Source organism: Enterobacter sp. MGH119, from assembly GCF_001037675.1.
GTDB lineage: Bacteria > Pseudomonadota > Gammaproteobacteria > Enterobacterales > Enterobacteriaceae > Enterobacter > Enterobacter hormaechei_C.
Genome location: NZ_KQ089932.1, coordinates 44,036 through 64,898, shown reverse-complemented (window position 1 = coordinate 64,898; position 20,863 = coordinate 44,036). Strand labels below are relative to the sequence as shown.

Genomic DNA, 20,863 nt, shown 5'->3' with positions numbered 1-20,863 from the left:
GCATCAGGGTAAAACATCCGAAGGGATTAGCCTACTCGTTTCACGTCGCCGACCAGCAGGATATAGGAGAGCGCCCCGATCAGCGCCACGGCAGAGATATACACCAGCGCCGGACCAAAGCCGTAGTCCTGCGCCAGGTAACCGATGACCAGCGGCACGGTGATCCCGCCCAGGCCGCCAACGAAGTTAAACACGCCGCCGGTCAGGCCAATCAGACGCATCGGCGCCAGCGACGACACCAGCGACCAGGTGATGGAGGCAAAACCGTTCCCGAAGAACGCTACCGCCATCAAGGTCATGATCCACACCGGATCGTTGGTGTAGTTCGCTCCCATGATGCAGGTAGAGATCAGCAGGCCGCAGATAATCGGCGTTTTACGCGCAACGCCCAGTGAGAAGCCTTTTTTCACCAGTTTGTCCGCCAGCCAGCCCGAGAGCAGGACGCCGAAAAACGCCGCAAGGAAGGGTACGGTGGTCATAAAGCCCGCCTTCAGCGCGGTAATCCCTTTTTCCTGGGTCAGATAGTTCGGGAACCAGGTGAGGAAGAACCACAGCGTGGAAGTCACCGCGAACTGACCCAGATAAACGCCCACCAGCTTACGGTGGAAGACCAGCTTCCAGTCCGCTCTGGTCAGCGGCTGGCGCGCCTCTTTTTTCACGGGCGCATCGCCGTCCACCAGGCCACCGCCGTCGCGGATGTAGTCCAGTTCGGCTTTGGTGATGCTTTTGGTCAGGCGCGGCGGCTGATAAACCTTAAACCAGATTAACGACCAGATAATGCCGATCCCGCCGGTGACGATGAACACCCAGTGCCAGCTCAGTAGCTCCTGGATCCAGATTAACAGCGGCGTCAGAAATGCCAGGCCAACAAACTGCCCGGAGGTGTAAAAACCAACAGCGGAAGCGCGTTCGTGTTCCGGGAACCAGCTGGTCACCATGCGGTTGTTGGTCGGAAACGCGGGCGCTTCAAACACCCCGGTGATGGCGCGCAGGCCAATCAGTGACATCAGCCCGGTGGCGAAGCCCTGGAACAGGGTCGCCATGGACCAGCCAAAAATAGCGATAAAGTAGGTCAGACGCGACCCCACGCGGTCAAGGAACCAGCCGCCCGGGATCTGGCAGAGCGTATACAGCCAGGCAAACGCCGAGAAGACGTAGCCCATTTCCGCTTTGGTGATGCCAAACTCTTCCTGAATATGAGCCGATGCCACGGCAAGGTTGGCGCGGTCGACATAACAGATGACCACGGTAATAAAGATCATGATCAGCGTCAGGTAACGACGACGCCCGGTTTTTGCAGCAGTAACTGGAATATCCATCGCAATCTGTCTCCAGATTTTGGGCATAGCGAAGCCGCTCACCATGCCCTGTAATTTACAGAGGGTGTATTTGGTTTTTTTAATTAAAAACGTAAACGGAATACGCTAAATAATTCGTGCTGGGGGAAGGCGGCAAGTTTTCGCATCCCCGGGAGCATACAAAAGTATGTGACCGGGGTAAGAAAACGCAGCCAACGCATCACCAGCGCGAAGTATGACGCGCATTTACCACTCGGCTACGGAACCGTCTTCATGACGCCACAGTGGGTTACGCCAGTCCGGCGCACTTTTACTCAGCTCAATGACTTTGGCTTCGTCGATCTCCACGCCAAGGCCCGGCTTCGTTAACGGTTTAAAGAAACCGCCTTCCATGCTGAAGTCTTCCTTGTTTTTCACAAAGTCGAGCAGCTCCGCGCCCTTGTTATAGTGAATGCCCATGCTTTGTTCCTGGAACACCGCATTGCGCGAGACGAAGTCGACGTGCAGACAGGCCGCAAGCGCAATTGGCCCAAGCGGACAGTGCGGGGCCAGCGCCACATCGTAGGCTTCTGCCATTCCGGCAATTTTGTAGCATTCGGTGATGCCACCCGCGTGGGAGAGGTCCGGTTGCAGGATCGCAATGCCGCCCGCTTCCAGCACGCGTTTGAACTCGAAGCGCGAGAACATACGCTCACCCGCGGCGATAGGAATATGGGTCTGTTCAGCCAGTTTTGGATAGTATTCCGCCTGCTCGGCCAGCACCGGCTCTTCGATAAACAGCGGGCGATACGGCTCCAGCTCTTTAATCAGCACTTTGGCCATTGGCGCGCTAACGCGGCCGTGGAAATCCAGGCCAAACTCAATCTCGTTGCCGAAAGCCTCGCGGATTTGCGCCACGGTATTCACCGCCCGGTCTACCGCGCGCGAGTTGTCGATAACGCCCATCTCTTCGCAGCCGTTGAGTTTGAAGGTGTCAAAACCGATGTTGCGCAGTTGCCGGATACCGTCGATCACTTCCGCAGGGCGGTCACCGCCCACCCAGCTGTAGGCTTTGATTTTGTCGCGCGCCAGGCCGCCCATTAATTGCCAGACCGGGGCATTCAGCACTTTGCCTTTGATATCCCACAGCGCCTGATCAATACCGGCGATGGCGCTCATCAGGATCGGACCGCCACGGTAAAATCCCGCCCGGTACATGACCTGCCACAGGTCGTTGATGCGCGCCGGATCCTGGCCAATCAGGTATTCGCCCAGCTCGTGAACCGCGGCTTCAACGGTGCGCGCACGGCCTTCAATCACCGGCTCGCCCCAGCCAACCACGCCTTCGTCGGTTTCGATTTTCAGGAACATCCAACGCGGAGGTAAACGGTACGTGGTGAGTTTGGTTATTTTCATTGCACTGCCTCTCGATACGCTTTCACAAATGCTGCCGCCTGCTGTGCGGTACGCTCAACGGGCTGTCCGGCACGATAGAGATCGCTGCCCAGCCCGGCGCCCACACAGCCCGCTTTTATCCACTGCACCAGGTTTTCCGGCGTGACGCCGCCCACGGCAAAGACCGGCACGCTGGCGGGTAAGACCGCTTTCAGCGCTTTGATGTAATCCGGACCAAAGGCCGACGACGGGAAAATTTTGAGAGACTGTGCGCCTGCATCGAGGGCGGCAAAGGCTTCTGTAGCCGTGGCGCAACCCGGGCAAACGGTCATGCCGTACTCCACCGCCCGGCGGATCACCTCGGGGTTGATATTCGGTGTGACGATAAGCCTGCAGCCCATCTTCGCCAGTTCATCCACCTGCTCCGGCTGTAATACGGTACCAGCGCCAATCAGCGCCTTATCACCAAACGCCTTCACAATTGCCGGAATGCTTTTTTCCCACTCCGGGGAGTTGAGCGGGATTTCCACCGCGTCGAACCCGGCGTCGATCACCGCGCCAACGTGCGCTAAGGCCTCACCGGGCGTGATACCGCGCAAAATCGCGATCAGGGGAAGTTCAGTTTGCCACTGCATGAGCGATGCTCCTTATGCCTGCCTGAAATGCCGTGTCGCCTTCCACCGCAGCAACATCCCGTCCGATAGCGTGGAACGCCTGGCGGTAACGAGACGTCAGCGATGAACCCGCGACGAGCGTGATGGCCTGCTGCCCGGCGAACGCGTCGCTCAGGGTGGCGACCTCTGCGCCAATCAGCAGGCCGGACAGAAATTCGCTGACCTGTTCGCGCGGAAGATTTCCCAGCACGTGCGAGGCGCGAACCTCAAAAAGTTGCGGCAAAACGGCAGGGGATGCGATCCCGCGCTCCAGCCCGGCGGCAAACGCTTCCGGCGAAGGGGTCTGCTCCGGCAAACCGGCCCCCACCAGCGAGTGCTTAAGCAGCAAGTGGTGCAATTCGCCGGTCATTACGGTGCGAAAGTCATGAATTTGCTCAGCATCCGCCTGGACCCATTTGCAGTGCGTCCCGGGCATGACGTAGACAGAAGAAGGAGAAAGCGTGCGCGCCCCGAGCAGTTGCGTCTCTTCACCGCGCATCACGTTATGGTTATCGTCGCGAGAGACGCATAAACCGGGGATAATCCAGACATTGTCGCCAACGGACGTTAACTGCTCGCCAACGGCAGTGAAATGCACCGGAACCGACAGATAAGGCGCAACCTTCCAGCCTACGTTACTGCCGACCATTCCGGCCATCACCACTGGCGTAGTACCGTCGCGCCAGTTTTGTGTCACCTCTGCTAACACCGCTGCTGGGGATTTACCGTTCAGGCGCGTCACACCTGCTTCTGATTGCCTGCTTTCCAGGCACTGCTCACCCTGGTAGAGCCAGGCGCGCAGATTGGTCGATCCCCAGTCAATTGCGATGTAGCGTGATGTCATGTGATTTCCTTCAACCTTCGTGTCGAGCTGGCGATCATGGTCAGCGCCGCCTGCTCTGCCGCATCGCCGTCCTGATGCCGTATCGCATCGAACAGCGCTTTATGTTCCTGAAGCGTTTTCGGCATGTTGGCCTCATCACCCATCCAGGTACGTTCAAATACTGCTCGCTGTAGCGAGCTGATCGCCACGCTAAGCTGCTGTAACACCGGGTTATGCACCGACTGCAATACCGCCTCGTGGTAGCGAATGTCCGCCTCGTTGAACGCCTCCCGATTCTGGTTATTGGCGATCATGTCGTTTAAAGCCGACTCAATCTGTGCCAGGTCACCTGACGTTGCGCGCTCAGCCGCCCAGCGGGCAATGGCCGGTTCCACCAGATTTCGGACTTCGCTCATCGCGCCGATAAGCCGTGGGTCGTAGTCGTTTTCCAGTACCCATTGCAGAACATCGGTATCGAGGTAGTTCCACTGGTTACGCGGCGCCACAAACGCGCCGCGATAGCGCTTCATTTCAATCAGCCGCTTCGCCATCAGCGAGCGGAACACCTCCCGGATGATGTTGCGCGAGGTTTCAAACTCCTCGCACAGTTCCGCCTCTGCTGGCAGCGGCGAACCGGGAACGTATTTGCCACCCACAATCTGAGTGCCCAGCGTGATGACAATGCGATCGGTTTTATTGAGTGTCATGGAGAGTCCTTGTGCTCTGTAAGTCCATCACTACTTTACCGCGACCGCTGAATTTCGCCTCACTTTTGCAGTACAAACGTGAGGCCTTTCGTCTTTGCCGTGGTGACAATGTAGTACAATCAATTAATGTTGTACTACAATCCAGATCACAAAAAGAACAATCCGATAAATTCAGGGCCAAAAAAAGCCCCGGTAGATAACCGAGGCTGATGATTACAGACAGCTGCTAGGAGAGGACAAATTTCTCGATCGCCCAGGCAACGCCGTCTTCCAGGTTAGATTTGGTCACGAAGTTCGCCACTTCTTTTACCGACGGGATGGCGTTATCCATCGCCACGCCCATGCCTGCATATTCGATCATCGCAATATCGTTTTCCTGGTCGCCCAGCGCCATGATCTCCTCAGGCTTGATGCCCAGCGCATCGGCAAGCGATTTGACGCCCGTGCCTTTATTGACGCGTTTATCGAGGATTTCGAGGAAGTACGGCGCACTTTTCAGTACGGTGTATTTCTCTTTTACCTCAGCCGGAATGCGTGAAATGGCTTTGTCGAGAACCGCAGGTTCATCAATCATCATCACTTTCAGGAACTGTGTCGCCGGATCCATTTTCTCCGCTTCACAGAACACCAGTGGAATGGTTGCAACGTAGGACTCGTGCACCGTGTAGTAGCTGATATCGCGGTTGGCGGTGTAAAGCGTATTGCGATCTAGCGCGTGGAAGTGAGAGCCCACGTCGCGGGAGAGTTTTTCCAGGAACCGGTAGTCATCATAGCTCAGTGCCGTTTGCGCCACCGTGCTGCCATCGGCTGCCTTTTGCACCAGCGCGCCGTTATAGGTGATGCAGTAATCACCAGGCTGGTTCATGTGCAGCTCTTTCAGGTAACTGTGCACCCCGGCATACGGGCGTCCGGTGGTGAGCACCACGTTCACGCCTTTTTCGCGTGCGGCGGCGATCGCATTTTTAACGGCAGGAGAGATAGTGTGGTCTGGCAGCAGCAGCGTGCCGTCCATATCGATTGCAATGAGTTTGATGGCCATGGGGTCCCCGGGATAAATGAGTGCTACCTCATGCTAACGCGATTAAGCACACAAAAATAGAGCTACCTTGCGCAACAAAAAGCCCCTTTTACGTTTATCCCGGGAACGGGAACTCACTCGCGGGTGAGAACGATTTTGCCAAACGCACCGCGATCCAGATGCTCAAGCGCCTGTTCCAGCTCGTCAAAGCGGTAGCGATGCTCAATCACCGGTTTTAACTCCGTGACATCAACAGCACGGACAAAATCTTCCAGCGCCCGGCGGTGTCCAACCCCAATCCCCTGAATGACGGGGGATTTCAGCAACAGCTCGCTTGCAGGCAGAGAAATTTCTGTCCCGGCCAGCACGCCAATGACCGATATCCGCCCATGAACGGCAACGGCGCGCAGGGAATGTCTCAGGTTCTCCCCACCCACGGTTTCGATAATATGGTCGATGCCGCGATCCTGCGTCAGTGCCAGCGTATTTTCAGCCCAGTCGCCTTTCAGTCGGTTGATGCCCTGGCTGGCCCCCAGCTTTTTGGCCCGCGCCAGTTTTTCATCACTTCCCGAGGAGACAAACACCTCTGCGCCGTGCGCTTTTGCTATCTGCAAAGCGAATAGCGCCACACCGCCCGTCCCTTGTACCAGCACCGATTGCCCGGCGCGTAAATGACCGCGCTCCACCAGCGCGAACCATGCGGTAAGCCCCGCGCAAGGAAGCGTACTGGCCTCAGCGTCATCCAGGCTTTCCGGGGACGCCACCAGCGCGTTTTCACTCACAATCACATATTCGGCCAGCATGCCCTGGAAGTATCCACCGGACGTTTTATAGGGCAAATCGCGCGCGTCTGCCTGCGGCTTGCCGTCGATCCATTCCGGGAAGAAGGTTGAGATGACGCGTGCGCCGGGTTTGAAACGCGTAACGCCTTCACCGATGCTGTCCACCACGCCTGCCATGTCAGATGCTGGGGTAAACGGGAAGGAAAGCGGAATCGGCATCGTGCCTTCAATCACCATTTTATCCCGGTAGTTGAGCGCAACGGCATTAACCCGTACGCGGACCTCTCCCGGGCCTGGCTGTGGAACAGGCTCCTGAATGAGCCTGAGGCTTTCACGACCAAGGGCATCCATTGACCAGCGTTGCATTGTTGCTGTCATTTTTTTCTCCTGTCATCAGATGATTTTCAGTTCTGACAGTCTACCGTTGACTCAGCGTCACCAGTGGCGATAAGTTTTCCCTTCATTGATGACCAAATTGATACAATTCATCCATGACCGATACGCTGAAAGATATTCCCGTTTTCGTTGCCTCCGTTGAGGCAGGAAGTTTTGCCCAGGCCGCCGTCCGTCTGCATTTGTCGCGCTCGGCGGTAGGAAAAAGCATTGCTCGTCTTGAAGAGAGGCTGGGGGTTCGTCTGTTTCATCGGACCACCCGCAGCCAGAGGCTGACCGATAACGGCGCGCTTTTTTATGAACGCTGCCTGCGCGCGCTGGAAGAGATCCGTGGCGCTGAATCGCAGCTTGAAACCGGAAAACATCAGGTCAGCGGTCGGCTGCGTGTTGCCATGCCGGTGCTGTTTGGTCGCCAGTGTATCGCCCCGCTGCTAATAGAGCTGGCGCAGGAGCATCCCGGGCTTGAGCTTGAAATGTCCTTTAGCGACCGCATCGTGGATCTTGTGGAAGAAGGGTTTGATATGGCGGTGCGCAATGGCACCCTGGCTGACAGCGCCGTGCTGGTCGCCAGAAGGCTGGGAGTGCACCGAATGGTTCTGTGTGCCGCGCCGGATTATCTGCTTAAGAATGGCCAGCCGCAAAGCGTTGATGATTTACGCCAGTATACGGCCATTAACTACACGCGTGCGGGCAGAGTCTTACCCTGGCAGCTGATGGATTACGATGGCACGTCGCGCACGTTTATTCCCCGCTCATCCCTCAATATGGATGATTTGCAGGCGATCTGCGACGCGGCGCTGGCCGGCCACGGTATTGCATGGTTACCCTGCTGGATGGTCATCAAAGAAATTCATCAGGGAAATCTTGTCCCGCTCTTTAAGCAGGCCCCGGATGTACGCTTCGACGTTCATGCCGTCTGGCAGCAGACGCCACACCTGCCGCTAAGGGTAAGAATTGCCATAGATATGCTGGTCAAACGTTTACCGGCAGTGATGTCGCTGGAGTTTCCTGCGTCCATAAAAAAGCCGCGCTAAAGCGCGGCCAGTTATGTTGTCGTGAAGCGACGATTAAATATCGATATTCGCCGCCTTCAGGGCGTTCTCTTCGATGAAGGCGCGACGTGGTTCAACCGCATCGCCCATCAGGGTCGTGAACAGCTGATCCGCTGCAATCGCGTCTTTAACGGTAACGCGCAGCATGCGGCGGCTTTCCGGATCCATGGTGGTTTCCCACAGCTGATCCGGGTTCATTTCGCCCAGGCCTTTATAACGCTGAATAGAGAGGCCGCGACGGGACTCTTTCACCAGCCACTCCAGCGCCTGTTCGAAGCTGGCTACCGGTTGACGACGCTCGCCACGTTCGATGAACGCGTCGTCTTCGATCAGACCGCGCAGCTTCTCGCCCAGGGTGCAGATACGGCGGTATTCCGGACCGGTCACAAACTCGTGCTCCAGCGGGTAGTCGGTATCGACGCCGTGGGTACGCACGCGAACAATCGGCTCGAACTGCTGCTCAGCGTTCTGCTGAACGTCGAACTTCCACTGGCTGCCGTGCTGCTCTTTCTCGTTCAGCTCGCTCACCAGGGTGTTCACCCAGCGGGTGACGGTCTGCTCGTTGCTCAGATCGGCTTCGGTCAGGGTCGGCTGATAAATCAGCTCTTTCAGCAGCGCTTTCGGATAGCGACGCTCCATACGGCCAATCATTTTCTGCGTGGCGTTGAACTCGGAAACCAGACGCTCCAGCGGCTCACCGGCCAGCGCTGGCGCGCTGGAGTTTGCGTGCAGGGTCGCACCATCAAGGGCGATCGCGATTTGGTACTGATCCATCGCGTCGTCATCTTTAATGTACTGTTCCTGCTTGCCTTTCTTCACTTTGTACAGCGGCGGCTGGGCAATGTAGACGTGGCCGCGCTCAACGATTTCCGGCATCTGACGATAGAAGAAGGTCAACAGCAGCGTACGAATGTGCGAGCCGTCGACGTCCGCATCGGTCATGATGATGATGCTGTGATAACGCAGTTTGTCCGGGTTGTACTCGTCGCGACCAATGCCGCAGCCGAGCGCGGTGATGAGCGTCGCCACTTCCTGAGAAGAGAGCATCTTGTCGAAGCGCGCTTTCTCAACGTTGAGGATTTTACCCTTCAGCGGCAGAATCGCCTGGTTCTTGCGGTTACGGCCCTGCTTTGCAGAACCGCCCGCGGAGTCCCCTTCCACAAGGTACAGTTCAGACAGCGCCGGGTCGCGTTCCTGACAGTCAGCCAGTTTGCCCGGCAGGCCTGCCAGGTCCAGCGCGCCTTTACGACGGGTCATTTCACGCGCTTTACGCGCCGCTTCACGGGCACGCGCCGCATCGATAATTTTACCCACCACGATTTTCGCGTCGGACGGGTTTTCCAGCAGGTATTCGCTCAGCAGTTCGTTCATCTGCTGTTCAACCGCCGATTTCACCTCAGAAGAGACCAGCTTGTCTTTGGTCTGTGAGGAGAACTTCGGATCCGGCACCTTCACGGAGACCACGGCAATCAGGCCTTCACGGGCATCGTCACCGGTGGCGCTGACTTTCGCTTTTTTGCTGTAGCCTTCTTTGTCCATGTAAGCGTTCAGGGTACGGGTCATCGCCGCGCGGAAGCCCGCAAGGTGCGTACCGCCGTCGCGCTGTGGAATGTTGTTGGTGAAGCAGTAAATGTTTTCCTGGAAACCGTCGTTCCACTGCAAGGCCACTTCCACGCCGATACCGTCTTTTTCAGTAGAGAAGTAGAAGATATTCGGGTGAATTGGCGTTTTGTTCTTGTTCAGATACTCAACGAACGCCTTGATACCACCTTCGTAATGGAAGTGGTCTTCTTTGTTGTCGCGTTTGTCGCGCAGACGAATCGACACGCCGGAGTTCAGGAACGACAGTTCACGCAGGCGTTTCGCCAGAATGTCGTACTCGAATTCGGTGACGTTGGTGAAGGTTTCAAGGCTCGGCCAGAAACGCACCATGGTACCGGTTTTCTCGGTATCGCCCGTGACGGCCAGCGGCGCTTCAGGCACGCCGTGCTGGTAGATCTGACGGTGAATTTTGCCTTCGCGCTGGATAACCAGCTCCAGCTTCTGCGACAGGGCGTTTACTACGGATACACCTACGCCGTGCAGACCGCCGGAAACTTTATAGGAGTTATCATCGAACTTACCGCCTGCGTGCAGAACGGTCATGATGACTTCCGCCGCGGAGACGCCCTCTTCCGGGTGAATACCGGTTGGGATGCCACGGCCGTCATCGGTGACGGAGACGGAGTTATCCGCATGGATCGTGACCACGATGTCTTTACAGTGACCCGCGAGCGCTTCGTCGATAGCGTTATCTACCACCTCGAATACCATGTGGTGCAGACCGGTGCCGTCATCCGTGTCGCCGATATACATACCCGGGCGCTTACGCACCGCATCCAGCCCTTTCAGGACTTTGATACTGGAGGAGTCATAAGAATTCGACATCAACGTTTCTCGCTCATTTCAACTTGGGTTAATCCGTTATTTTACCCTTTTCCACGGTAAACATCTTCGAATTTTCGTCCGACATGTCCATAACGTGTTCAGCGCTAATGGCGCTGACGAAAACCTGCGACTGCGTGGCTTTTAAGCGGCTGGCAAGCAGCCCGCGCCGCGCGTCGTCAAGTTCCGAGGCAAAATCATCTATCAGGTACAGGCAGCGTCGCCCGCTTTCGCGGGTGAGGAACTCCCCCTGTGCCAGGCGCAACGCACACATCAGGAGCTTGAGCTGCCCGCGCGACAGCGTGTCTTCCACCGGCGCACCGTCGGCACGAATGCGGAAATCCGCCTTGTGCGGGCCGTGCGCGGTGTAGGTCAACATGCGATCGCGCTCGAAGCTTCTCTCTAACACCTCGGCATAGTCCGTCTCTTTTTCCCAGCCACGCTGGAAAGAGAAGGTGAGAGAGAACTCGGGTAAAAACTGTTTGCAGGTGTCGGCCATGTCTTCGGCGATACCTGCGCTGTATTCGGCACGCCAGCGGCTGATTTGTTCCGCTAGAGGGATGAGTTCCATGTCCCACGGACGCAGCTGGGCGTAGCGCGTGACCTGGCGCAATGCGGCGTTACGCTGTTTAAGCAGACGCTTCAGGTTGCTCCAGGCGTTAAAGAAACCGGCTTCATTGTGAAAGCATCCCCAGTCGAGGAACGCTCTTCTGTATTTGGGGCCGCCGTTGAGTAAAGTAAACCCCTCGGGCGTAATCAGCTGCATCGGCATCAGCAGCGCCAGCTCCGCCACCTTGTGGCCATCGGTGCCGTCGATGCGCACCTTGCTGTCACCCTGCTTATCTTTGGTCAGGCCGATGGCGGTCTCTCGCTCCTCTCCCTGCAAACGCCCGTGCAGAACAAAAGAATCCTGCTCGTGGCGAATCACGCGACCAATCTGCAAACTGCGAAACGCCCGGCCGTGGCCGAGCGTATAGATGGCTTCCAGCACGCTGGTTTTGCCGCTGCCGTTCGCGCCAACCAGGAAGTTAAAGCCAGGGGATAAAGCGAGATCCGCGCTTTCGATATTGCGAAAGTCGCGGATCAACAGACGGGTGAGCGACATTACAGTCTCATTGGCATAACAACATAAGCAGCCGACTGTGATGCGGCATCTTCAATCTGTACGCTCGAAACGGAGTCAGTCAGCAGGATGCGAACGTTCTCGCATTTCAGTGCATTCAGCACATCCAGCACGTAGCTGACGTTGAAGCCGATTTCCATCTCAGCCCCGGCGTAGGTGACGTCCAGAATCTCTTCTGCCTCTTCCTGCTCCGGGTTGTTGGCGGTGATTTTGATCTGGTTTTCACTCACGTACAGACGTACGCCGCGGAATTTCTCGTTCGAGAGAATAGCGGCACGCGCAAACGCCTGCTTGAGGATGTCGCAACCCGCCTCCAGCGTTTTGTCCGGATTCTTCGGCAATACGCGGCGATAATCCGGGAAACGACCGTCTACCAGCTTCGATGTGAAGACAAAATCGCCCACGTGGGCACGAATATTGTTGCTGCCAATCTGCACGCGCAGTGGGGTATCGCCGCCGTCGAGCATGCGCATCAGTTCAATTACGCCTTTACGCGGTACGATCACCGAATGGTTTGGCAGTGAATCGCCAATCGGCATGGAACAGACCGCCAGACGGTGACCGTCGGTCGCCACGGTACGCAGCTCTTCACCTTCGGTTTCGAACAGCATGCCGTTTAAGTAGTAACGAACGTCCTGATGCGCCATGGAGAACTGCGTGGCTTCAATCAGACGCTTCATCGTCGCCTGCGGCAGGGTAAATTCAACTTCGCTCTGCCAGTCATCCAGGTTCGGGAAGTCCGCAGCGGGCAGCGTGGAGAGGGAGAAACGGCTGCGGCCAGAGCGCACCAGCATGCGGTCGCCCTCCAGCTGCACGGCGATTTCAGCGCCTTCCGGCAGCCCACGGCAAATATCAAAGAATTTACGTGCCGGAACCGTGGTCGCGCCCGCGTCGTGCGGCTGAGTCAGCGTAACGCGCGCGATCATTTCCATTTCCAGATCTGTGCCGGTCAGCGACAGCGTACCGTCCGCGACCTGAAGCAGCAGGTTTCCAAGAATAGGCAGCGTAGGGCGGCCACCTAATGGGCCACTCACCTGTTGCAGCGGTTTTAATAAATGTTCACGTTCAACGGTAAATTTCATAGCGTCACGATGATAATGTTCTGATTAAATTGGAAAAATCTTCTTTTATGTCGTGGCTTTCTTCGCGTAGCTGCTCGATCTTGCGACAGGCGTGCAGCACGGTCGTATGGTCACGGCCACCAAACGCATCACCGATTTCCGGCAGGCTGTGGTTGGTGAGCTCTTTTGCCAGCGCCATCGCCATCTGACGCGGACGCGCCACCGAGCGGGAACGACGTTTAGACAGTAAATCTGCCACTTTGATCTTGTAGTACTCAGCCACCGTCTTCTGAATATTGTCGATAGTGACCAGTTTTTCCTGCAAAGCCAATAAATCGCGCAGCGCTTCACGCACAAAATCGATGGTGATCGCACGACCGGTGAAGTTGGCGTTAGCGATAACGCGGTTCAGCGCCCCTTCCAGCTCACGCACGTTGGAACGCAAGCGCTTGGCAATAAAGAACGCCACTTCACCCGGCAGGCGAATGTCGTTCTCGTCGGCTTTTTTCATCAGGATCGCGACGCGGGTTTCCAGTTCCGGCGGCTCGATCGCCACGGTCAGGCCCCAGCCGAAGCGGGATTTGAGACGATCTTCAACGCCGTTGATCTCTTTTGGATAACGATCCGAGGTCAGAATGATCTGCTGATTGCCTTCCAGCAGGGCGTTAAAGGTATGGAAAAACTCTTCCTGCGATCGTTCTTTATTGGCAAAGAACTGAATGTCATCGATCAGCAGCGCATCAACGGAACGGTAGTAGCGTTTAAACTCTTCGATCGCATTGTTTTGCAGGGCTTTTACCATGTCCTGAACGAAGCGTTCGGAGTGCATATACACTACTTTGGCATTGGGCTTACGCGCCATAATGCCGTTGCCCACCGCATGCAACAGGTGCGTTTTACCGAGACCCGTGCCGCCATACAGGAACAGCGGGTTGTAAGCGCCACCGGGGTTATCGGCAACCTGGCGAGCCGCCGCGCGCGCCAGCTGGTTCGACTTACCTTCAACGAAGTTATCGAACGTGTGTTTCACGTTAACGTTAGAGCGGTAGGTAGGCTCAGCGGGGGCCGGAACGTTATCCCAGCCCTGACGAGCCGGTGCAACGCGAGGCGCTGGAGCGGGCGCCGCCTGTGCAGGGGCTGCCACATTGACAACTTCACGAACGGTTTGGGTGACCGGCTTTGTGCCCACTTCAAAACGCAGCTGTGGGGCATCTGACCCGCAGAAATCGTTCAGCAGTCCATTGATGTTATTAAGGTATTTATCCCTTACCCAATCGAGCACGAAACGGTTTGGCGCATACAAAGCCAGCGTGTTATCGCTCAGTTCCGCCTGCAACGGGCGGATCCACATACTGAATTCTGTGGCTGGTAACTCATCCTGCAATCGGGCAAGACACTGCTGCCAAAGCGAAAGTGACACGGCGGACTCCACTCGAACAATAAAAGAAAACTATTGAATATTCATGATTGTTGGCGCACATCGACATGACCCCATCAGGGTGATGTGCGAACCGCTATCTGCGGTTATACACGCTATCGTTGATACAGCCTGAACGATGTTGTGTTTATGCCCGACCAGGATCGCTGGATCCCGATCGGGACCGCGGATCATAGCCTAAACTGAGCCAGAGATCTTCTGTTTCTCACAGATTCTTCCCGATTTATCCACAGGAAGATCCGGAATCGGGTAAGTGTAAACGATCCTGACGCGAGTGCCTCGCGATTTAGGCCGCATATTGGAAAATTTAATGAGCACAGACAATTTTTGGCTTAAATGATCTAACGAAGATCCGGGACGATCCTTGCGCTTTGTTGGCGAGCCCGTATAATCCTCGACCCGGCGCGTGATGCTCATCTTCCTGCGTCGTCCGTTGCTCATTTTCCACGCGAAATCGTGCGGAAATACGCGGGAAATAAGGAAAGAGAATTGACTCCGGAGTGTACAATTATTACAATCCGGCCTCTTTAATCACCCACGCTGAGGCGTTAGTCGTTCGAATCTCGTTCGGGTATACGCAAAAGTCAGTGAATTTATTCAAGTTTAGGTAGAAATCGCCATGAAACGCACTTTTCAACCGTCTGTACTGAAGCGCAACCGTTCTCACGGCTTCCGTGCTCGTATGGCTACTAAAAATGGTCGTCAGGTTCTGGCACGTCGTCGTGCTAAAGGCCGCGCTCGTCTGACCGTTTCCAAGTAATAAAGCTAACCCCTGAGTGGTTAAGCTCGCATTTCCCAGGGAGTTACGTTTGTTAACTCCCACTCATTTCACTTTCGTCTTCCAGCAGCCACAACGGGCTGGCACGCCGCAAATCACCATCCTCGGCCGCCAAAATTCGCTGGGGCATCCCCGCATCGGTCTCACAGTCGCCAAGAAAAACGTTAAGCGTGCGCATGAACGCAACCGGATTAAACGTCTGACGCGTGAAAGTTTCCGTTTACGTCAGCACGAACTGCCTTCAATGGATTTCGTGGTGGTGGCGAAAAAAGGGGTTGCCGACCTCGATAACCGTGCTCTCTCGGAAGCGTTGGAAAAATTATGGCGCCGCCACTGTCGCCTGGCTCGCGGGTCCTGATAGCCCTCATTCGGGTCTATCAACGCCTGATTAGTCCGCTACTCGGGCCACACTGCCGTTTCACGCCAACATGCTCAAGCTACGGAATTGAGGCATTGCGCAGGTTTGGAGTGATAAAAGGCAGTTGGTTGACGGTGAAACGCGTATTAAAATGCCACCCTTTACACCCAGGTGGAGACGACCCCGTCCCTCCAGGACCTTTTGATACCAGAGAACACTAACGATGGATTCGCAACGCAATCTTCTTATCATCGCTTTGTTGTTCGTGTCTTTCATGATCTGGCAGGCATGGGAGCAGGATAAAAATCCTCAACCCCAGCAGCAGACCACGCAGACCACGACCACCGCAGCGGGTAGCGCCGCCGACCAGGGCGTACCGGCCAGTGGCCAGGGGAAACAGATTACGGTTAAGACCGATGTGCTTGAGCTGACTATCAACACCCGTGGTGGTGATGTTGAGCAGGCGCTGCTGTTGACCTACCCGAAAGAACTGAAGTCTACCGAACCGTTCCAGTTACTGGAAACCACGCCTGAATTTATCTACCAGGCGCAGAGCGGCCTGACCGGTCGTGATGGCCCGGATAATCCGGCTAACGGTGCGCGTCCACTGTATAACGTCGAGAATGACACGTTTGTACTGGCTGATGGTCAGAACGAACTGGTTATCCCGATGACCTACACCGACGCGGCAGGCAACACCTTCACCAAAACCTTCACCCTGAAACGCGGTGAGTATGCGGTGAACGTGGGCTACAGCGTACAGAACGCCGGTGCGAAACCGCTGGAAATCTCTACCTTTGGTCAGCTGAAGCAGTCCATCAATCTGCCGTCTCACCGTGATACAGGAAGCAGCAACTTTGCGCTGCATACCTTCCGTGGCGCGGCTTACTCCACGCCAGATACCAAGTACGAGAAATACAAATTCGACACCATTGCCGATAACGAAAACCTGAACGTCAGCTCTAAAGGCGGTTGGGTCGCAATGCTGCAACAGTATTTCGCGACGGCGTGGGTACCGAATAACGACGGTACGAACAACTTCTACACCGCGAACCTCGGCAACGGTATTGCAGCCATCGGCTACAAATCTCAGCCGGTTCTGGTGCAGCCGGGTCAAACCGGTAAACTGGCAAGCACCCTGTGGGTCGGCCCGGAAATCCAGGACAAAATGGCTGCCGTTGCGCCGCACCTGGATCTGACCGTGGATTACGGTTGGTTGTGGTTCATCTCTCAGCCGCTGTTTAAGCTGCTGAAGTTCATCCACAGCTTCCTGGGTAACTGGGGCTTCTCCATCATCGTTATCACCTTTATCGTTCGTGGCATCATGTACCCGCTGACTAAAGCGCAGTACACCTCCATGGCGAAGATGCGTATGCTACAGCCGAAGATTCAGGCTATGCGTGAGCGTCTGGGCGATGACAAACAGCGTCAGAGCCAGGAGATGATGGCCCTGTATAAAGCAGAAAAAGTGAACCCACTGGGTGGTTGCTTCCCGCTGCTGATTCAGATGCCAATCTTCCTTGCGCTGTACTACATGCTGATGGGTTCCGTTGAGCTGCGCCACGCGCCGTTCGCCCTGTGGATCCATGACCTGTCCGCACAGGACCCGTACTACATCCTGCCGATCCTGATGGGCGTGACGATGTTCTTCATTCAGAAGATGTCTCCGACCACCGTGACCGACCCGATGCAGCAGAAGATCATGACCTTTATGCCGGTCATATTCACCGTGTTCTTCCTGTGGTTCCCGTCAGGTCTGGTGCTGTACTATATCGTCAGCAACCTGGTGACCATCATCCAGCAGCAGCTGATTTACCGTGGTCTGGAAAAACGTGGCCTGCATAGCCGCGAAAAGAAAAAGTCCTGATTCGGTAACTTAACGCTAAAATAAGGGCGGTCGATTGACCGCCTTTTTTATTTGTATTGAACGAGAGCAACCATGAGCCATAACGACACTATCGTCGCCCAGGCAACCCCACCGGGACGCGGTGGTGTAGGCATTCTGCGTATCTCCGGCCTGAAGGCGCGTGAGGTGGCCGAAGCGGTGCTGGGTAAACTGCCAAAGCCGCGCTACGCTGATTATCTGCCGTTTAAAGATGCTGACGGCACACCGCTGGACCAGGGCATCGCGCTGTGGTTCCCCGGCCCAAACTCCTTTACCGGCGAAGATGTGCTGGAACTTCAGGGCCACGGCGGCCCGGTGATCCTCGACCTGCTGTTAAAACGTATTCTGACCCTGCCTGGCCTGCGCATTGCGAAGCCGGGTGAGTTCTCCGAGCGTGCTTTCCTCAACGATAAGCTCGACCTGGCGCAGGCCGAGGCGATTGCTGATCTGATCGACGCCAGCTCCGAACAGGCGGCCCGCTCCGCGCTGAACTCGTTGCAGGGCGCGTTTTCCGCACGCGTGAATCACCTTGTGGAAGCACTTACTCACCTGCGAATCTATGTCGAAGCGGCTATCGACTTCCCGGACGAGGAGATCGACTTCCTCTCAGACGGTAAAATTGAAGCTCAGCTCAACCAGGTGATGAACGATCTCGATGCCGTCCGCGCCGAAGCGCGCCAGGGCAGCCTGCTGCGTGAAGGCATGAAGGTGGTCATTGCCGGACGCCCCAACGCCGGGAAATCGAGCCTGCTGAACGCCCTGGCGGGCCGTGAAGCGGCGATCGTCACCGACATAGCCGGCACCACCCGCGACGTGCTGCGCGAGCATATCCACATCGACGGAATGCCGCTGCACATCATCGACACCGCTGGCCTGCGCGATGCGAGCGATGAAGTCGAGCGTATCGGTATCGAACGCGCCTGGCAGGAGATCGAGCAGGCCGACCGCGTGCTGTTTATGGTGGACGGCACCACAACCGACGCCGTTGACCCGGCTGAAATCTGGCCAGACTTTATCGCCCGTCTCCCGGCTAAACTGCCGATCACCGTGGTGCGCAATAAGGCCGACGTGACCGGCGAAACGCTGGGCATCAGCGATGTGAATGGTCACTCACTTATTCGCCTGTCGGCCCGTACCGGTGAAGGCGTGGAAGCCCTGCGTAGCCATCTCAAACAGAGCATGGGGTTCGACACCAGCATGGAGGGTGGCTTCCTGGCGCGTCGTCGTCACTTGCAGGCGCTGGAAGAGGCGGCTCGCCACCTTGAGCAGGGTAAAGCCCAGCTGATCGGCGCGTGGGCCGGTGAACTGCTGGCGGAAGAGCTGCGTCTGGCGCAACAGAATCTGAGCGAGATCACCGGGGAGTTTACGTCGGACGATCTGCTTGGACGGATTTTCTCGAGCTTCTGCATTGGTAAGTAATTCACGTTAATACAGGGTGATTTCCTCCAGGGAAATCACCATTGTCCAAATGGCAACTCGCCTAATCCCCTTTCACCCCCTATCCTGCATGCCTGCATCTATGGGGGGTTTATGGCGCGTTTTCTGTTTTGTAGTTTCGCATTAGTTCTGCTTTATCCGTCCGGCATTGATATGTATCTGGTAGGGCTACCGCATATTGCCCGCGATCTGGGTGCCAGCGAGGCGCAACTGCACATCGCGTTTTCGGCCTACCTCGCGGGAATGGCGTCGTCGATGGTATTTGCCGGGAAAATCGCGGATAAAGCAGGCCGCCAGCCCGTCGCGATTACGGGTGCAGTTATCTTTGCGCTGGCATCAGTACTCTGTTCAGTGGCTCAGGAAAGCACAATGTTCCTGTCAGGACGTTTTATCCAGGGCATTGGCGCAGGCGGCTGTTACGTGGTGGCCTTTGCCATTCTGCGCGATACCTTGAGCGCCCAGCGCCGCGCCAAGGTGCTGTCGATGCTGAACGGCATTACCTGCATCATCCCGGTGCTGGCACCGGTTGTAGGCTACCTGATTATGCTTAAATTTCCGTGGCAGAGTCTTTTCTGGACCATGGCAGCCATGGGCGCCATCGTCTTTATCCTGTCCGTGACGGTGCTGAAAGAGACCCATCCCGGTTCGCAACAGCCATATCACACCGCAACCCTCCATCCGGCTGAAAAGCTGGCGAATCGCTTTTTCCTGAGTCGGCTGGCAATCACCACGCTTAGCGTGGCGGTGATCCTCACCTATGTAAACGTTTCCCCGGTGTTGCTGATGGAGACGATGGGCTTCGATCGCGGTGAGTATTCGACGGTGATGGCGCTAACCGCGATGGTGAGCATGGCGGTTTCATTCTCAACGCCCTTTGCGCTCAACATCTTCCGCCAGCGCACGCTGATGCTCACCTCACAGACGCTGTTTCTCGCCGCAGGCGTGATCCTGGCGACCGCCACCTCACACGCTGTAATGCTGGTGGGCATTACTCTGATCTGCGCCGGATTCTCCGTCGGCTTTGGTGTGGCGATGAGTCAGGCGCTTGGCCCCTTCTCGCTGCGGGCTGGCGTGGCCAGCTCGGTGCTGGGCATTGCGCAGGTCTGCGGTTCTTCGCTATGGATTTGGCTGGCGGCGGTGATCGGCCTTAACGCGCTGAATATGCTGATCGGGGTTCTGATTGGCTGTAGCATACTCTGCATTACCTTACTTATGGTCATCCAGCCCGCGGCGCACTATGAAGAAGCCCATCAGCAGTCTCGATCTTAATCTTTTACTTTGCCTGCAACTTTTGTTGCAGGAGCGCAGCGTCACCAAAGCCGCGAAGCGGATGAACGTGACGCCGTCCGCGGTGAGTAAATCGCTGGCGAAGCTGCGCGACTGGTTCGACGATCCGCTGTTTGTGAAAACGCCTTTAGGGCTACTGCCCACGCCGCTGACGGTGAGTCTGGAAAAGGATTTGGCCGACTGGATGCAGATTGGCAACCAGATCCTCGATAAATTCCACCATAGCTCTCCAGGCGGGCTTAAGTTTGTGCTCGCCGCCGAAACACCGCTGATGCTGATCCGCTTTAATACCCTGCTGGAGCAGGTGAACGAGCGCTACCCACAGGCGACGGTGAAGCTGCGGCAATGGGATTACGATTCGCTGGACGCCATTACGCGCGGAGAAGTGGATCTGGGCTTCACCGGGCGTGAAACGCACCCTCGCTCGCGCGAACTGCTAAAGCTGATGCCGTGGTTTATCGACTACGAAATCCTGTTCAGTGACCGTCCGTGCGTGTATTTGCGCGAGGATCATCCCGCGCTCCAGGAAGCGTGGGATCTGGAGACGTTTCTGCGCTACCCGCATATCAGCATCTTCTGGGAACGCAGTGACACCTGGGCGCTCGACGAGGTGCTAAGGGAGATGGGCCGGGAGCGTAACATCGCCATGAGTTTGCCCGGTTTTGAACAGTCGATGTTTATGGCGGCCCAGCCGGATCACAACTACATAGCCACTGCGCCGCACTACTGCCATCACTACAACCAACTCCACCAGCGTAATCTGGTCTGTCTGCCCATTCCCATCGATGAGGCGCAGGCAGAAAAGCTCACCGTACCCTTCACGCTGATTTGGCATAAACGGAACAGCCATAATCCGAAAATCCTCTGGCTGCGTGAGACGATTAAAGCGCTGTATACCGCACCAGATCAGGTTTTTGCCTAAGATAATGTAAAGTTCGGTGCTCAGGCTTCTCTTATTTCCATTTACTGATT

Annotated in this window: 19 protein-coding genes; 8 read left to right on the top strand and 11 right to left on the bottom strand. The window is 56.3% G+C overall.

The features are described 5' to 3' along the window. Positions 1-26: 26 nt before the first annotated feature. From SK53_RS17230 to SK53_RS17200, 7 genes are all read right to left on the bottom strand, one after another. Entirely contained in the window at positions 27-1,364 is a 1,338-nt protein-coding gene (locus tag SK53_RS17230) for an MFS transporter (RefSeq protein WP_162184034.1), read from the bottom strand. Positions 1,365-1,544: 180 nt separating this feature from the next. After that, positions 1,545-2,693: a galactonate dehydratase gene (dgoD, locus tag SK53_RS17225; protein WP_048209830.1), complete on the bottom strand. Its 1,149-nt coding sequence runs from the start codon at positions 2,691-2,693 to the stop codon at positions 1,545-1,547. Beyond that, complete coding sequence (locus SK53_RS17220) at positions 2,690-3,307, bottom strand: 2-dehydro-3-deoxy-6-phosphogalactonate aldolase (RefSeq protein WP_048209829.1); 618 nt, start codon at positions 3,305-3,307, stop codon at positions 2,690-2,692. Before SK53_RS17220 ends, dgoD begins: the two co-directional genes overlap by 4 nt. Next, the gene (locus SK53_RS17215) at positions 3,291-4,169 is read right to left on the bottom strand and encodes a 2-dehydro-3-deoxygalactonokinase (protein WP_003861107.1); all 879 of its coding nucleotides are present in this window, start codon (positions 4,167-4,169) and stop codon (positions 3,291-3,293) included. The genes SK53_RS17220 and SK53_RS17215 overlap by 17 nt, the downstream gene beginning before the upstream one ends. Next, positions 4,166-4,855 carry a D-galactonate utilization transcriptional regulator DgoR gene (dgoR, locus tag SK53_RS17210; protein ID WP_003861109.1) on the bottom strand — a complete coding sequence of 230 codons (690 nt, stop codon included), beginning with the start codon at positions 4,853-4,855 and terminating at the stop codon, positions 4,166-4,168. Before dgoR ends, SK53_RS17215 begins: the two co-directional genes overlap by 4 nt. Positions 4,856-5,081: 226 nt before the next feature. Next, complete coding sequence (yidA, locus tag SK53_RS17205) at positions 5,082-5,894, bottom strand: sugar-phosphatase (protein WP_023295661.1); 813 nt, start codon at positions 5,892-5,894, stop codon at positions 5,082-5,084. Between the two features lie 113 nt (positions 5,895-6,007). Beyond that, complete coding sequence (locus SK53_RS17200; protein WP_003861113.1) at positions 6,008-7,033, bottom strand: zinc-dependent alcohol dehydrogenase family protein; 1,026 nt, start codon at positions 7,031-7,033, stop codon at positions 6,008-6,010. Between the two features lie 113 nt (positions 7,034-7,146). Between SK53_RS17200 and SK53_RS17195 the strand changes: the two genes are divergently transcribed. Beyond that, a complete protein-coding gene (locus tag SK53_RS17195) occupies positions 7,147-8,082 on the top strand; it encodes a LysR family transcriptional regulator (RefSeq protein WP_047055137.1) in 936 nt (311 codons plus the stop codon). Between the two features lie 33 nt (positions 8,083-8,115). On the opposite strand, the gene gyrB is transcribed toward SK53_RS17195, so the two are convergent. The 4 genes from gyrB to dnaA are packed head-to-tail and all read right to left on the bottom strand — an operon-like array spanning position 8,116 to position 14,128. After that, positions 8,116-10,527, bottom strand: a complete 2,412-nt coding sequence (gene gyrB / locus SK53_RS17190) for a DNA topoisomerase (ATP-hydrolyzing) subunit B (protein WP_003861119.1) — start codon at positions 10,525-10,527, stop codon at positions 8,116-8,118. Positions 10,528-10,555: 28 nt separating this feature from the next. After that, on the bottom strand, positions 10,556-11,629 hold the full coding sequence (gene recF / locus SK53_RS17185) for a DNA replication/repair protein RecF (protein ID WP_003861121.1): 1,074 nt from the start codon (positions 11,627-11,629) through the stop codon (positions 10,556-10,558). After that, positions 11,629-12,729, bottom strand: a complete 1,101-nt coding sequence (dnaN, locus tag SK53_RS17180; protein WP_003861122.1) for a DNA polymerase III subunit beta — start codon at positions 12,727-12,729, stop codon at positions 11,629-11,631. Before dnaN ends, recF begins: the two co-directional genes overlap by 1 nt. Before the next feature lie 4 nt (positions 12,730-12,733). Beyond that, entirely contained in the window at positions 12,734-14,128 is a 1,395-nt protein-coding gene (dnaA, locus tag SK53_RS17175; RefSeq protein ID WP_003861124.1) for a chromosomal replication initiator protein DnaA, read from the bottom strand. Positions 14,129-14,765: 637 nt separating this feature from the next. Between dnaA and rpmH the strand changes: the two genes are divergently transcribed. From rpmH to yidZ, 7 genes are all read left to right on the top strand, one after another. Beyond that, a complete protein-coding gene (gene rpmH / locus SK53_RS17170) occupies positions 14,766-14,906 on the top strand; it encodes a 50S ribosomal protein L34 (RefSeq protein WP_000831330.1) in 141 nt (46 codons plus the stop codon). 16 nt (positions 14,907-14,922) lie between these two features. Continuing rightward, positions 14,923-15,282, top strand: coding sequence for a ribonuclease P protein component (gene rnpA, locus SK53_RS17165; RefSeq protein WP_003861126.1), 360 nt, complete (start codon positions 14,923-14,925; stop codon positions 15,280-15,282). Further along, entirely contained in the window at positions 15,246-15,503 is a 258-nt protein-coding gene (gene yidD / locus SK53_RS22935) for a membrane protein insertion efficiency factor YidD (protein WP_001307474.1), read from the top strand. The genes rnpA and yidD overlap by 37 nt, the downstream gene beginning before the upstream one ends. Positions 15,504-15,505: 2 nt before the next feature. Further along, a complete protein-coding gene (gene yidC / locus SK53_RS17160; RefSeq protein WP_003861138.1) occupies positions 15,506-17,149 on the top strand; it encodes a membrane protein insertase YidC in 1,644 nt (547 codons plus the stop codon). A 72-nt stretch (positions 17,150-17,221) separates the two neighbouring features. Continuing rightward, positions 17,222-18,586 (top strand): tRNA uridine-5-carboxymethylaminomethyl(34) synthesis GTPase MnmE, encoded by a 1,365-nt coding sequence (gene mnmE / locus SK53_RS17155; RefSeq protein ID WP_015570136.1) that lies wholly within the window; start codon positions 17,222-17,224, stop codon positions 18,584-18,586. A gap of 111 nt (positions 18,587-18,697) precedes the next feature. After that, positions 18,698-19,873: an MFS transporter gene (locus SK53_RS17150; RefSeq protein ID WP_048209828.1), complete on the top strand. Its 1,176-nt coding sequence runs from the start codon at positions 18,698-18,700 to the stop codon at positions 19,871-19,873. Beyond that, entirely contained in the window at positions 19,842-20,813 is a 972-nt protein-coding gene (gene yidZ, locus SK53_RS17145) for an HTH-type transcriptional regulator YidZ (protein ID WP_048209827.1), read from the top strand. The genes SK53_RS17150 and yidZ overlap by 32 nt, the downstream gene beginning before the upstream one ends. The last annotated feature ends 50 nt before the right edge of the window (positions 20,814-20,863 follow it).

Excerpts from the sequence above, each read along its gene's own strand:
- SK53_RS17230 (WP_162184034.1), bottom strand. The coding sequence starts at position 1,364 with ATGGTGAGCGGCTTCGCTATGCCCAAAATCTGGAGACAGATTGCGATG.
- dgoD (WP_048209830.1), bottom strand. The coding sequence starts at position 2,693 with ATGAAAATAACCAAACTCACCACGTACCGTTTACCTCCGCGTTGGATG.
- SK53_RS17220 (WP_048209829.1), bottom strand. The coding sequence starts at position 3,307 with ATGCAGTGGCAAACTGAACTTCCCCTGATCGCGATTTTGCGCGGTATC.
- SK53_RS17215 (WP_003861107.1), bottom strand. The coding sequence starts at position 4,169 with ATGACATCACGCTACATCGCAATTGACTGGGGATCGACCAATCTGCGC.
- dgoR (WP_003861109.1), bottom strand. The coding sequence starts at position 4,855 with ATGACACTCAATAAAACCGATCGCATTGTCATCACGCTGGGCACTCAG.
- yidA (WP_023295661.1), bottom strand. The coding sequence starts at position 5,894 with ATGGCCATCAAACTCATTGCAATCGATATGGACGGCACGCTGCTGCTG.
- SK53_RS17200 (WP_003861113.1), bottom strand. The coding sequence starts at position 7,033 with ATGACAGCAACAATGCAACGCTGGTCAATGGATGCCCTTGGTCGTGAA.
- SK53_RS17195 (WP_047055137.1), top strand. The coding sequence starts at position 7,147 with ATGACCGATACGCTGAAAGATATTCCCGTTTTCGTTGCCTCCGTTGAG.
- gyrB (WP_003861119.1), bottom strand. The coding sequence starts at position 10,527 with ATGTCGAATTCTTATGACTCCTCCAGTATCAAAGTCCTGAAAGGGCTG.
- recF (WP_003861121.1), bottom strand. The coding sequence starts at position 11,629 with ATGTCGCTCACCCGTCTGTTGATCCGCGACTTTCGCAATATCGAAAGC.
- dnaN (WP_003861122.1), bottom strand. The coding sequence starts at position 12,729 with ATGAAATTTACCGTTGAACGTGAACATTTATTAAAACCGCTGCAACAG.
- rpmH (WP_000831330.1), top strand. The coding sequence starts at position 14,766 with ATGAAACGCACTTTTCAACCGTCTGTACTGAAGCGCAACCGTTCTCAC.
- yidD (WP_001307474.1), top strand. The coding sequence starts at position 15,246 with ATGGCGCCGCCACTGTCGCCTGGCTCGCGGGTCCTGATAGCCCTCATT.
- yidC (WP_003861138.1), top strand. The coding sequence starts at position 15,506 with ATGGATTCGCAACGCAATCTTCTTATCATCGCTTTGTTGTTCGTGTCT.
- mnmE (WP_015570136.1), top strand. The coding sequence starts at position 17,222 with ATGAGCCATAACGACACTATCGTCGCCCAGGCAACCCCACCGGGACGC.
- SK53_RS17150 (WP_048209828.1), top strand. The coding sequence starts at position 18,698 with ATGGCGCGTTTTCTGTTTTGTAGTTTCGCATTAGTTCTGCTTTATCCG.
- yidZ (WP_048209827.1), top strand. The coding sequence starts at position 19,842 with ATGAAGAAGCCCATCAGCAGTCTCGATCTTAATCTTTTACTTTGCCTG.